Origin of the sequence: Pseudomonas sp. NBRC 111138, from assembly GCF_001320835.1 — a bacterium.
In the GTDB taxonomy this organism is placed as follows: Bacteria; Pseudomonadota; Gammaproteobacteria; order Pseudomonadales; family Pseudomonadaceae; genus Aquipseudomonas; species Aquipseudomonas paracarnis.
On record NZ_BCBO01000005.1, the window covers coordinates 1 to 12,453 of the forward strand.

At 61.0% G+C, this 12,453-nt stretch carries 13 protein-coding genes; 5 read left to right on the forward strand and 8 right to left on the reverse strand.

Translation table 11 applies throughout. The annotated features are described in order from the left end of the window. The 3 genes from APH41_RS01160 to APH41_RS01170 all read right to left on the reverse strand — a co-directional run. Positions 1 to 337 (reverse strand): SdiA-regulated domain-containing protein (locus APH41_RS01160; protein WP_177333540.1); only part of this gene is annotated, 337 nt, incomplete at its 3' end. A gap of 247 nt (positions 338 to 584) precedes the next feature. After that, on the reverse strand, positions 585 to 1,250 hold the full coding sequence (locus APH41_RS01165) for a fumarylacetoacetate hydrolase family protein (protein ID WP_034128983.1): 666 nt from the start codon (positions 1,248 to 1,250) through the stop codon (positions 585 to 587). A gap of 22 nt (positions 1,251 to 1,272) precedes the next feature. Continuing rightward, the gene (locus APH41_RS01170; protein WP_005792341.1) at positions 1,273 to 2,667 is read right to left on the reverse strand and encodes an FAD-binding oxidoreductase; all 1,395 of its coding nucleotides are present in this window, start codon (positions 2,665 to 2,667) and stop codon (positions 1,273 to 1,275) included. A 205-nt stretch (positions 2,668 to 2,872) separates the two neighbouring features. Between APH41_RS01170 and serA the strand changes: the two genes are divergently transcribed. Beyond that, complete coding sequence (serA, locus tag APH41_RS01175; RefSeq protein WP_003195214.1) at positions 2,873 to 4,102, forward strand: phosphoglycerate dehydrogenase; 1,230 nt, start codon at positions 2,873 to 2,875, stop codon at positions 4,100 to 4,102. Positions 4,103 to 4,169: 67 nt separating this feature from the next. On the opposite strand, the gene APH41_RS01180 is transcribed toward serA, so the two are convergent. Continuing rightward, a complete protein-coding gene (locus APH41_RS01180; RefSeq protein ID WP_054917047.1) occupies positions 4,170 to 4,610 on the reverse strand; it encodes a DUF4399 domain-containing protein in 441 nt (146 codons plus the stop codon). A gap of 134 nt (positions 4,611 to 4,744) precedes the next feature. On the opposite strand from APH41_RS01180, the gene APH41_RS01185 reads away from it, so the two are divergent. After that, complete coding sequence (locus APH41_RS01185; protein ID WP_054917049.1) at positions 4,745 to 5,218, forward strand: transporter substrate-binding domain-containing protein; 474 nt, start codon at positions 4,745 to 4,747, stop codon at positions 5,216 to 5,218. Positions 5,219 to 5,266: 48 nt separating this feature from the next. Here the strand turns inward: APH41_RS01185 and APH41_RS01190 are convergent, their stop codons facing one another. Both APH41_RS01190 and APH41_RS01195 read right to left on the reverse strand, forming a co-directional pair. Then, positions 5,267 to 5,749 carry a DUF523 domain-containing protein gene (locus tag APH41_RS01190; RefSeq protein ID WP_054917050.1) on the reverse strand — a complete coding sequence of 161 codons (483 nt, stop codon included), beginning with the start codon at positions 5,747 to 5,749 and terminating at the stop codon, positions 5,267 to 5,269. Between the two features lie 2 nt (positions 5,750 to 5,751). Then, a complete protein-coding gene (locus APH41_RS01195) occupies positions 5,752 to 6,384 on the reverse strand; it encodes a 2OG-Fe(II) oxygenase (RefSeq protein ID WP_054895976.1) in 633 nt (210 codons plus the stop codon). Positions 6,385 to 6,515: 131 nt separating this feature from the next. Between APH41_RS01195 and APH41_RS01200 the strand changes: the two genes are divergently transcribed. Continuing rightward, on the forward strand, positions 6,516 to 7,268 hold the full coding sequence (locus APH41_RS01200) for a DUF2059 domain-containing protein (protein ID WP_003195224.1): 753 nt from the start codon (positions 6,516 to 6,518) through the stop codon (positions 7,266 to 7,268). 86 nt (positions 7,269 to 7,354) lie between these two features. Here APH41_RS01200 and APH41_RS01205 read toward each other — a convergent pair whose 3' ends face one another. Continuing rightward, on the reverse strand, positions 7,355 to 8,296 hold the full coding sequence (locus tag APH41_RS01205; protein WP_054896031.1) for an alpha/beta hydrolase: 942 nt from the start codon (positions 8,294 to 8,296) through the stop codon (positions 7,355 to 7,357). Positions 8,297 to 8,394: 98 nt separating this feature from the next. Between APH41_RS01205 and APH41_RS01210 the strand changes: the two genes are divergently transcribed. Together APH41_RS01210 and APH41_RS01215 are read left to right on the forward strand one after the other, a co-directional pair. Continuing rightward, the gene (locus APH41_RS01210) at positions 8,395 to 8,970 is read left to right on the forward strand and encodes a DUF6436 domain-containing protein (protein ID WP_054917051.1); all 576 of its coding nucleotides are present in this window, start codon (positions 8,395 to 8,397) and stop codon (positions 8,968 to 8,970) included. Positions 8,971 to 8,996: 26 nt separating this feature from the next. Beyond that, entirely contained in the window at positions 8,997 to 11,351 is a 2,355-nt protein-coding gene (locus tag APH41_RS01215; RefSeq protein ID WP_054917053.1) for a penicillin acylase family protein, read from the forward strand. A gap of 109 nt (positions 11,352 to 11,460) precedes the next feature. Here APH41_RS01215 and APH41_RS01220 read toward each other — a convergent pair whose 3' ends face one another. Next, positions 11,461 to 12,369 carry an AraC family transcriptional regulator gene (locus APH41_RS01220; protein WP_034128990.1) on the reverse strand — a complete coding sequence of 303 codons (909 nt, stop codon included), beginning with the start codon at positions 12,367 to 12,369 and terminating at the stop codon, positions 11,461 to 11,463. Positions 12,370 to 12,453: the final 84 nt, after the last annotated feature.

A 12,453-nucleotide genomic window follows, 5' to 3' on the forward strand; every position in this document is an offset into this window, starting at 1 on the left:
CTTGCAGGCTCAACTCGACCAGGAAGGGGTTCTTGCCCATCACCGAAAACAGGGTTTTGGTCTGAGGATTGTAGGACAGGTCCGAAGCCTCATCCTTCTCCATACCGGGCAGCAACTTGGCGTCGATCACCGCGTGATAGTCGGGCAGCCACACACTCTCCCGGCGCTCAGCCGAACTCTCGAAACGCTCCAGCACCCACAGCAGACCGCGATCGTCCCAGTGCATGGCCCAGGCCACGCCATACAAAATGGCACCGGCCAAGAACACCCAGGAATACCAGCGCATGGACAAGCGGGAGCGGAGCGAGGTTTTCGAAGTGGGCAGAGGCACGACCATTGAGCGCTTTTCCGGAAAGTCAGCTTTAGGGGATAGCACAGGATTCAAGGACCCGCGCGCAAGAGCAGGGAATTATCCGGATGGCGTGTGAAAAAAATGCAAAACGCCGGATCCTGCAGATGTACACAAACAACTGTGGGAGCGGGCTTGCCCGCGATTGAGGGTGTTCAGTCAACTATTCAGTGACTGTCACACTGCCATCGCGGGTAAGCCCGCTCCCACAGTTTAATTGCAGTTTGGCAGTGATTTAGCGCACAACGCTTTCGAAGCGATTGACACCCGCCAGCTCCAACACCACTTCATCCCCCACATTCAACGGGCCAACGCCCGCCGGGGTGCCGGTCAGGATCACGTCGCCCGCCTGCAGGGAGAAGCAACCCGCCATGTACTGAATCATCGGCACAATCGGGTTGAGCATCTGCGCGCTGTTGCCGTCCTGGCGCACTTCGCCGTTGATGCTCAGGCGAATGCCGATATCGGTCACGTCTGCAAAGGTACTGCTGACCACGAAGGGGGCAATCACCGCCGCGCCATCGAACGACTTGGCGATTTCCCACGGCAAGCCCTTGGCTTTGAGCTCGGCCTGCTTGTCGCGCAGGGTCAGGTCCAGGGCCGGAGCGAAGCCGGAGATGGCGTCCAGCACTTCTTCCCGGCTCGGTTTGGCGGACAAAGGCTTGCCGATCAATACGGCGATTTCCGCTTCGTAGTGCACCGAACCACGCTCGGTCGGAATGGCAAAACCGCCTTCCAACGGCACCACGCAGCTGCCCGGCTTGATGAACAGCAGTGGCTCGGTAGGCACCGGGTTGTCCAGTTCCTTGGCGTGTTCGGCGTAGTTACGCCCGATGCACACCACTTTACCCACCGGGAAGTGGATGTTGGTGCCGTCGACATACTTGTGCTGGTAGCTCATGGAACGACTCCTTCAGGTGCGATTAAACAGCGAAGATCTTGCCGGGGTTCATGATCCCGTTAGGGTCGAACACGGCTTTGACGGCCTTCATGTATTCGATTTCAACCGGTGAACGGCTGTAGGTCAGGTAATCGCGCTTGGTCATGCCCACGCCGTGCTCGGCGGAGATCGAGCCGTTGTACTTGGCGACGGTCTCGAATACCCACTTGTTAACGGTGGCGCACTTGGCAAAGAACTCGTCTTTGCTCAGGTTTTCCGGCTTGAGGATGTTCAGGTGCAGGTTGCCGTCACCGATATGGCCGAACCAGACGATTTCGAAGTCCGGGTAGTGTTCACCGACGATCGCGTCAATTTCGCTCAGGAACGCCGGCACTTTCGACACGGTCACCGAGATGTCGTTCTTGTACGGCGTCCAGTGGGAAATGGTTTCGGAGATGTACTCGCGCAGTTTCCACAGGTTGTGCAGTTGGGTTTCGCTCTGGCTCATCACGCCATCCAGCACCCAGCCCTGCTCCACGCAATGTTCGAAAGTTTCCAGAGCGTGGTTGGCGACTTCTTCGGTGGTGGCTTCAAATTCCAGCAACGCGTAGAACGGGCACTCGGTTTCGAACGGCGCCGGCACGTCGCCACGGCCAAGGACTTTGGCCAGGGCCTTGTCGGAGAAGAATTCGAAGGCGGTCAGGTCCAGCTTGCTCTGGAAAGCGTGCAGCACCGGCATGATCGAGTCGAAATCAGTCGTGCCGAGCACCATTGCCGTGAGGTTCTTTGGCGCACGGTCCAGGCGCATGGTGGCTTCGACCACAAAGCCCAGGGTGCCCTCGGCGCCGATAAACAGCTGGCGCATGTCGTAGCCGGTGGCGTTTTTGATCAGGTCGCGGTTCAGCTCCAGCACATCGCCTTTGCCGGTGACGACCTTCATGCCGGCCACCCAGTTGCGGGTCATACCGTAGCGAATTACCTTGATCCCGCCGGCATTGGTGCCGATATTGCCGCCAATCTGACTGGAACCGGACGAGGCGAAGTCCACCGGATAATACAGGCCGTTTTCTTCAGCGACGTTCTGCAGTTGCTTGGTGACCACACCCGGCTGGCACACGGCGGTGCGGTCGGTGAGGTTCACGTCGAGGATCTGGTTCATATAGTCGAACGACACCACCACTTCACCATTGGCGGCAACGGCAGCGGCCGACAGACCGGTGCGCCCGCCCGATGGCACCAGCGCCACCTTGTGCTCATTGGCCCACCGCACGATGGCCTGCACCTGCTCGGTGGTCTTGGGGAACACGATGGCGCTAGGTGCGGGAGCGAAGTGCTTGGTCCAATCCTTGCCGTAAGCCTCCAGGGAGTCGGCGTCGGTCAGCACTTTGCCGGGCTCAACCAGGGTCTTTAGCTCATCAATCAGGGCAGGATGGGTCATCGACAGAACTCTCGAACAATTCATGGTCATCCTGAGAACGCTTCACGTCGCAGGAATAGGTGTTTAGCGGGGTGCGTATGCTAGCATACCGCCCCCGCAGGACAGACCCAAAGGGCGTTTCTGCGGTGACGGCTTTCCTGCCGTCCGGGTCAGCTTGCGCTGCTCGACTCCCTGCCAATTTTCTCCGGGATACAGGTTTACGCAGATGAGCAAGACTTCTCTCGATAAGAGCAAGATCAAGTTCCTTCTTCTGGAAGGCGTCCACCCATCGGCTGTCGACGTTCTGAAAGCCGCCGGGTACACCAGCATTGAGTACATCACCAGTTCTCTGCCGGAAGCCCAGCTCAAGGAAAAGATCGCCGACGCGCACTTTATCGGCATTCGCTCCCGCACTCAGCTGACCGAAGAGATCTTCGACCACGCCAAGAAACTCGTGGCTGTCGGCTGTTTCTGCATCGGCACCAACCAGGTCGACCTCAATGCAGCGCGCGAGCGCGGCATCGCGGTGTTCAATGCACCGTACTCCAACACCCGTTCCGTAGCGGAGCTGGTGCTGGCCGAGGCCATCCTGCTGCTGCGCGGTATCCCTGAGAAGAACGCTTCCTGCCACCGTGGCGGCTGGATCAAGAGCGCGGCCAACTCCTTCGAAATCCGCGGCAAGAAGCTGGGCATCGTCGGCTACGGCTCGATCGGCACGCAACTGTCGGTGTTGGCTGAAGGCCTGGGTATGCAGGTGTTCTTCTACGACACCCTGACCAAGCTGCCATTGGGCAACGCCACCCAAGTGGCCAGCCTGACCGAGCTGCTGGGCATGTCCGACATCGTCACCCTGCACGTTCCGGAAACGGCCGAGACCCAGTGGATGATCGGTGAGAAGGAAATCCGCGCGATCAAGAAAGGCGGGATTCTGATCAACGCCGCTCGCGGCACCGTGGTCGAGCTGGATGCCCTGGCCGACGCGATCAAGGACAAGCACCTGATCGGCGCTGCCATCGACGTGTTCCCGGTGGAGCCACGCTCCAACGATGACATCTTCGAAAGCCCGCTGCGTGGCCTGGACAACGTGATCCTGACCCCGCACATCGGCGGCTCCACCGCTGAAGCCCAAGCCAACATCGGCCTGGAAGTCTCGGAAAAACTGGTCAAGTACAGCGACAACGGTACCTCGGTATCGTCGGTCAACTTCCCGGAAGTGGCCCTGCCGGCTCACCCGGGCAAGCACCGTCTGCTGCACATCCACCAGAACATCCCTGGCGTGATGATGGAGATCAACAAGGTCTTCGCGGAAAACGGCATCAACATCTCCGGTCAGTTCCTGCAGACCAACGAGAAGGTCGGCTACGTGGTGATCGACGTCGACGCCGAGTACTCGGACCTGGCGCAAGAGAAGCTGCAGCACATCAACGGCACTATTCGTAGCCGCGTGTTGTTCTAAGGCTTCAAGCGCTGGATAAAAAATGGGAGACCCGCAGGGGTCTCCCATTTTTTTGCCCGAATAACGCTTATTTGACGTTAACGGTGATCACTTTCGAGGCGACTGTGGGTTCGAACTGGCGATGCACGTTGTCGCCGGCCACCAGTTGCAGGGTGTGCTTGCCTGGCGTCAGGGTCAGCTCGGTTTCGGTCTGCGCCTTGCCGAAGTGAATCGAGGTAGGCGTGGCCGGGATCGCCTCATTGGCGTTGAGCGACTCCACCTTCTGGTCTACCAACAGGTGGTGGTGCCCGGCGTTAGGCACTTGCTTGTCGATCGGTTCCAGGTCCAGCTTCTTGACGCCGAATTTGACGGTGAAGGTTTTATCAACGGTGGCGCCATCTTTCGGCGAGACGATGAACACATCGGCACCTTCAGGCGCAGGCGTACGAGGAAGGTCTGCGGCACTGGCCAACATCGAGGTACCCAGCAAAAGGCTGGCAATCGTTGCACGGGACAAAAGGGCTTTCATTCGCTTCTCCAGTTTTTCTGTGAAATCTGTAGGGTTATGACAACTTCGCGATAAATTGCGGTCCAAGGCACCCGACACCATAACAAAACGTTGCTGAGCGGCGCCTCGCCTGTACGAATTCTTTAGGAGTGACCATGCGCTTTTCGCCTGGCCTGTTGCTGTTGCTTCCTCTTCTGAGCCCCTTGGCTCATGCCGAACTGATTGACGACGTCAACGATCGCGGTGAACTGCGCATAGCCCTGGAAGCCAATACCCCGACGTACAATTTCAAAGAGGGCGACAAACTCGCCGGCTTTGAAGTGGAGCTGGGTGAACTGCTGGCCAAGGAAATGGAGGTGCGCTCCTCGTTTATCACCACCGATAACGCGGACCTGCTTTCCGGTGTGGAAACCGGCAAGTACGACGTGGCCATTAACCATATGGCTATGACTGCCGAGCTTGAGGATCGTTTCGATTTCAGTGAGCCTTATCACCAGAAGCCGGCATTGGCGATCCCGTTCCAGAAGGGCAACCCGGCGTTCAAGACCAGTTTGAACGGGGCGTTGAAGCGGGTTAAGGACGATGGCCGGTTGAAGGCGCTGTCGCAGAAATGGCTCAAGGCGCAATAAATGTGGGAGCTGGCTTGCCTGCTCCCACATTTGATCTGTTTAAGCTTCTTAAAGCTGCGTGAGGGCAATCGTCGCCTCTGGCAACTGCAACTCACTGAACACCTGCACACCATGGCGTTTGAGCAGCGCAGCCGTGACGCCTTCGCCACTGACCTTCACCCCGCTGAAGGTGCCGTCATAGGTCAACAGATTGCCGCAGGATGGGCTGTTGGCCTTGAGAATGGCGATGCGGATGTGATGCCGTTGCACCAGCGCCAAGGCCTGGCGGGCACCGTCGAGAAAGGCGCTGGTGAAGTCTTCGCCCTCGGCCGTCAGCACCTGGGCGCGGCCTTCCCACACGTCGATGCCCTGCCCGCCTGGGATTTCGGCCGAGGGCCGCGGTGTGGGCAAGCCGCCCGCCACTTCCGGGCAGATGGCAACCACGCGACCTTCAGCTTGCCACGCCGCCAGTTGATCGAACGGGCCGCTGGCCCCGCCGTCGTAGCGCACCTTGTGCCCGAGCAGGCAGCGACTGACCAGAATCTTTTCCATGTTTAAAACGGCTCGTTGCCCCGCCGGCGAAACCAGCCCGTCAAGGACAGGCGTTCGCGCGTAGCGGGCAGGACTTCGTGAGGCACCTCGCCCGACAGGAATACCACCAGGCAGCCCCCGGTGGGCACCACGTCGTATTCGACACCGCCCTTGAGGTACATGCGCAGTTGGCCGCCATGCTCGGGCAGCCAGGCGTCGTTCAAGTAGATCACCGCCGAGACCATGCGCCGGTCATCGTCGCGAAAACGGTCTACATGTTTGAGGTAAAACGCGCCCGGCGGATACATCGCGAAGTGGCTTTCGAAATCTTCCAGGCCCAGGAACAGGCTGCGATTCATCGCCAGGCGCAGGCCGTCCATCACGCCCATGTAGGTATCGCAGATAGGCGCGTCCCCCTCCTCCAACCACTGGATATGGTCACCGCGAATGCCCTCGCGAATCTCCTGGGCCGGCCCACGACCTACTGCTGCGGGTGCCAGTTCACCTTGCGCCGCACGTTTACGGCACTCAGCCGCCAGCTCCAGGGTCAGAGCCTGGGGCAGGAAGCCATTTTGCTGCGACCAGCCTTTTTCGGCCAAGTCGTCGACGATGCGTTGCAGCAGCGGGTGTTCGAGGGGTATTTGCATGGCGCGCATAGTATCCATACGCCTGAAAATCCGACAGCGCCGTTGAGCGTCTGAATACACTTTAGTCAGGTGACTGATAGGACTTCTCGACAAATCCTACGCCCGACACGGACAATAGTGGCCGACTGACAGGAGTCCTTATGCGTCGTTTGTTTTTTTCTGTGTTGATGTTCTGCGTTTTGCCCGCCTGGGCAGACGGCCATGACCAGTTGTACAAGGTCGCCGGCTGGGCTGAACAACGTGCGCACTTCAATGACGCCCTCAGTGCCGCCCAGCAGCGCTACCGCAATAGCCTGCCGCCGGTGGTGTACCAGGCGCTGGTGGACAACAGCAATAAACGCTTTGCCGCCCAGGCCATGGACCAGCGTGCCGAGGCGCAATTGCGCAAGCACTTGCCCGACCCGAAACCTGCCCTGGCGTTTTTCCAATCGCCCCTGGGCCGCAAGATCGTCGCCGCCGAGTTGCTGGCCACGCGCCGCGACCAACTGGCAAAAAACGCCCAGGGTCTGCCTAAACTTGAAGCCGATGCCACCCGCAGCCTGATCATCGGCCACTTGGCCCAGGCCCTGCCCGCCCGCGAGGCCGGCGCCGAGGTCAGCCTGGCGATTGCGGGCGTGGCGGCCGACAGCTTGAGCCAGATGATCCCAGGCCTGCTCGGCGGCGGTCAGGCGCAAGGAATGTTGAATGGCCAGCGTGAGCGGTTGATGCAGCAGATCGACAAGGATTTGAACAATACCTTGCTGTATGTCTATCGGGATTTGTCCGACCCGGAGCTGGAAGAGTTCGCCACCTTTGCCGAGTCGCCGGAGGGCAAGGCGTATTACCAGGCCGCCCTTGCAGCCATTCGCGCAGGGCTTGCCGTTGGTCAAAGCACCTCAAGCCTGACACAGTAAACCCTGTCGGAGCTGGCTTGCCTGCGATTGCGATGTGTCAGTGACACCGCTATCGCAGGCAAGCCAGCTCCCACATTTGGACTGCGTTATTTCAGGTGATCCGTGAGGAAGTTAAAATATGCTTCGCGAATCTGCGGAATTTCATTGGCCAAGTGATGCCGCCCCTGCTTGAGCATCAACACCTCAGGCCGGTCGAACTTACCCCGCAACACCTGCAAATTGTGCTGCCAGTCCACCGTCATATCTTCCTCACCCTGCACGATCACCGGGCGCCGGGGGCTGCGTGGTGCGGCTTCGATGCGTTTGATCCAGCGCGCCAGCGAACCCACCCAGGCGGTAGGCAGTTGGCGAGGCTGTAGCGGGTCGGCTTCCAGGAACGGCTTGAACGCAGGGTCGTTGGAGTTATCGCTGAAACGCCGGGCGATGCCTTTGACGAACGGGCGCAGCAGGTAATAGCTGACCTGCGACCAACCCCAGGCACGCGGCCGCACCAACGGCGACAACAGGAAGGTCTTGCCCTGGGCCGGGCTTTGGGCGCCGTGGTTGAGCAGATGGTCCACCACGATGGCGCCGCCGGTGCTTTGCCCGAACAGGTGCCAGGGTTGCGGCAATTGCAGCGCCTTGGCCTCGACGAACAAGGCCTGCACCACGCTCTGGTACACCGCAAAGTCATCGATGCTGGCGCGTGCGCCGCTGGACAAGCCATGGCCAGGCAGGTCGCAGGCGATCACCACGAAGCCCTGGTCCAACGCCCAATCCACCACATGGCGATACAGCCCCATGTGATCGTAGAAACCGTGGAACAGGAACATCGTCGCCACTGGCGCTGGCGGCCACCAGACCTGGGCCACCACCTCGAACCCATCCACCTGCAAGCGCCCCAGGCGGCTCACCGCCGGCACCTGGCGTGCGGCCAGGTCGAGCCCGTAGAAACGCTGGTAAACCCTCGCCTCGGCTGACAGCGGCTGCGCATCCACCAGGGGGCGCAAGCTTTCGCGCAGATGATCAGGGTCAAAGGTGACGGGCATAAAGGCTTCCAGACTTGCGGTGAAGATGAATATCGAGCTGCGATATTCATCTGTCAGGACAAGCATGGCAAGCTACGCGACCTGCGAGGATACATCCAATGCGACCGCCCTACCGTAACGCCCTGTTCGCCAGCCTGATCCTGGTTATCTGCGCCGGGGTGCTGTGGGCGGCCTATGACTGGTTCCAAGGCCGCTACCTGCGCGCCTTCAGCGAACACACCGCGGTATTTTCCGGGGATGCGCTGCAACTGCCCGCCGCTCTCAGCGGCCCTGGCCCGATTCGCCTGGTGCACTTCTGGGACCCGGCGTGCCCGTGCAATGTCGGTAACCAGCAACACCTGGGCGAGTTGATCGAGCAGTACGCGCCCCAAGGGGTGGAGTTCTATGCCCTGCAAAAACCCGGCAGCCACGGCCAGTTGCCCGAGAACCTGCGCCATCTGAAAGTCCTCGATGCCCTGCCCGGCGCGGACCAGATCCCCGCCAGCCCTGCCGTGGGCATTTGGGACCCCACCGGCAAGCTGGCGTATTTCGGCCCCTACAGCGAAGGCCTGACGTGCAACGCCAGCAACAGTTTTATCGAGCCAATTCTCAAGGCCCTCGGAGCCGGACGCGAAGTGAATGCCACTCACACCCTCGCGGTAGGCTGCTATTGTTCGTGGCCTAAGGATCTGTAGTCCGTCCACTTTGGTAAGGAATGTTCATGAAGCGCGTCTTGCAGGTTTTTGCGGTGCTGATTGTGCTGGTCGCCCTGGGCGTCGGTTGGTACGTCTACAGCAAACAACCCACGCGCCAGGGCACGGTGACGCTGGCGCACCTGCAAGGCTCGGTCACGGTGCGCTACGACGACCGTGGCGTACCGCATATCCGCGCCGAAAACGAAGCCGACCTGTACCGCGCCCTGGGCTATGTGCATGCCCAGGACCGCCTGTTCCAGATGGAGATCATGCGGCGCCTGGCCCGTGGCGAACTGGCCGAGGTGCTGGGGCCCAAGCTGCTGGAGACCGACAAACTGTTTCGCAGCCTGCGCATTCGCGAGCGTGCCTTGAGCTATGTGGAGCACATGGACCCTGGCTCAGCCTCGTCCAAGGCCCTGCAAGCCTACCTGGACGGGATCAACCAGTATCAGGACAGCCACGCCAGCCCCATGGAATTCGATGTGCTGGGCATCGCCAAGCGCCCGTTTACCGCCGAAGACAGCATCAGCGTCGCCGGGTACATGGCCTACAGCTTTGCCGCAGCCTTTCGTACCGAGCCGGTACTGACCTACGTGCGCGACCGGCTGGGCAGCGCCTACTTGAACGTCTTCGATCTCGACTGGCAACCCAAGGGCGCCCTCAACCTGGCGGCCAGCGATTGGCAGACCCTTGGCGCCATCGCCGCCCTGAGCGAACAGGCCCTGGCCGACAACGGCCTGCCGCAGTTCGAAGGCAGCAATGCCTGGGCCGTCAGCGGCAGCCATACTCAAAGCGGCAAACCGTTGCTGGCGGGTGACCCTCATATCCGTTTCTCGGTGCCTTCGGTCTGGTACGAGGCGCAGCTGTCGGCGCCAGGCTTCGAGTTGTACGGCTACCACAACGCGCTGGTACCGGTGGCGTTCCTGGGGCACAACCTGGACTTCGGCTGGAGCCTGACCATGTTCCAGAACGACGACCTCGACCTGGTCGCCGAGAAGGTCAACCCGGACAACCCCAACCAGGTTTGGTATCACGGCCAATGGGTGGACATGAGCAGCAGCGAGCAGCAGATCCAGGTCAAGGGCCAGGCGCCGGTAACCCTCACCCTGCGCCGTTCGCCCCACGGCCCGATCATCAACGACGTGCTCGGTGAGAACGCCGGCAGCACACCGATTGCCATGTGGTGGGCGTTCCTGGACAGTGAAAACCCGATCCTCGATGGCTTCTATCAGCTCAACCGTGCCGACACCCTGGCCAAGGCACGTGCCGCAGCCGCCAAGGTGTCGGCGCCAGGCCTGAACATCGTGTGGGCCAATGCCAAAGGCGATATCGGCTGGTGGGCGGCAGCGCAGTTGCCGATCCGTCCGGCCGGCGTCAACCCGGCGTTCATCCTCGACGGTAGCACTGCCCAGGCCGACAAGCTGGGTTTCTACCCCTTCAGTGCCAACCCCCAGGAAGAAAACCCACCGCGCGGCTATGTGGTGTCCGCCAATGCCCAGCCGGCATCGCCCACCGGCATGCCGATCCCCGGTTATTACAACTTGGCTGACCGCGGCCAGCAGTTGAACGCGCAGTTGAGCGACACAAGCGTGAAGTGGGATGTGACCAACAGCCAGGCCCTGCAACTGGGCACCACCACCGCCTACGGCCCACGCCTGCTGGCACCGCTGTTGCCGGTGCTGCGCGAGGTGGTCAAGGACCCGGCGCAACTCAAACTGGTGGAGCAGCTTGCCAACTGGAAGGGTGACTACCCGCTGGACTCCACCAAAGCCACGCTGTTCAACCAGTTGCTGTTCAACCTCAGCGACGCAACCTTTCACCCCAAACTCGGCGAAGCCTTGTTCAAGACCCTGCTCGGCACCCGCGTGATCGACGCCGCATTGCCCCGCCTGGCCGCGTCGGCAGACTCGCCCTGGTGGAACGGCAATCGGGCCGACACCGTCAAGCTCGCCTGGGACAATAGCCTGGCCCACCTCAAGGCTACGTTCGGCGATGACCCGGCACAGTGGCAGTGGGGCAAGGCGCACACCCTGACCCACGGCCACCCGCTGGGCCTGCAAAAACCGCTGGATAAAATCTTCAACGTCGGCCCCTTCCCGGCACCGGGCAGCCACGAAGTGCCGAACAACCAGACCGCCCCGATTGGTCCGGCGCCGTGGCCTGTGACCTACGGCCCGTCGACACGGCGCCTGATCGACTTCGCCGACCCGGCCCACGCCCTCACCATCAACCCGGTCGGGCAAAGCGGTGTGCCCTTTGATACGCACTATGGCGACCAGGCGCAGAGCTATATCGAGGGCAGGTATGAGCAGGCGCACTTCAGTGAGGAGGAAGTGACGGCCAATACCCGCGGCACCTTGAAACTGCTACCCGCCCGATGATCGTTCCCACGCTCCGCGTGGGAATGCAGCCATGGACGCTCCGCGTCCGCCCTTAGAAGCGGGACGCAGAGTGTCCCAAGAGGCGTTACCACGCAGAGCGTGGGAATGATCATCGGGTGTGAGCCCGCATGCGCCCTGGCGCTTGGCCGTAGGTGTCCTTGAATTTCTTGCTGAACGCCGCCTGGGACTGATAACCCACCTGGGCGGCGATATCGATCAGGCTCAGGCGTGACTGGCGCAGCAGGTTGAACGCCATCTCCATGCGCAATTGGGTGAGCAACACCCAGGGCGATACACCTGCCACTTTGACGAACGCACGCATAAAAGTCGCACGGGACATGCTGGCCGCCGACGCCAGACCATCGATGGTCCATTCATGCCCAGGTTCGGCCAGCATGGCTTGCCAGGCCTTGCTCAAGCGCTTGTCAGCGAGCAAGGCGAAGGTTCCCGCCCCTGGCGCCTGGTCGCTCAGCCAACTGCGCAGGATCAAGGTGAACAGGGCTGACGACAGCGCATTGATAAACGAACGGGCACCCACTTGCTGCCCGTCCGCTTCACTGCGCAGCAACGCTATCAACGCCGCCAGTTGCCCATCGCCTTGCCACTGGCGGCTGGACACCACCAGGTAGTCCGGCAACGCATCGAACAACAGCGATTGGCGGTTGTAGTGAAAGCTGCCACACAGCATATCCACATCCGGCTGTTCACCGCCCAAACGGTGCACGGTCAGCGCACCCCCTTCGATAACGCGAGGCTGCATCGGGCGGATCCGCGCGCCCTGGCTGCGCAGCAAGTGGGTACCGCCACCGGGCATCAGCAGGATATCGCCCTCCTCCAACGTTACATATTGCCCGCCAGACAACTCGGCGCGGCAGGTGCCGCTAAGCACGATGTGATAAGGCGCCACGCCGAGGTTTTCCGGCGCATGGTCCAACGCCCAGTCCCCTTGGAACTGGCAACGCAAATCCAGGCTGCCGCGCAGGTTGGCCAGCGCGATAAGGGTGTCGATGGCATTCATTTGCGAGCATCGGTCAAAAAAATGAGCGGATTGAACAATAGCCGTAGCCTTCAACGCTACAGACTGGCTTCACACCCAACCTGT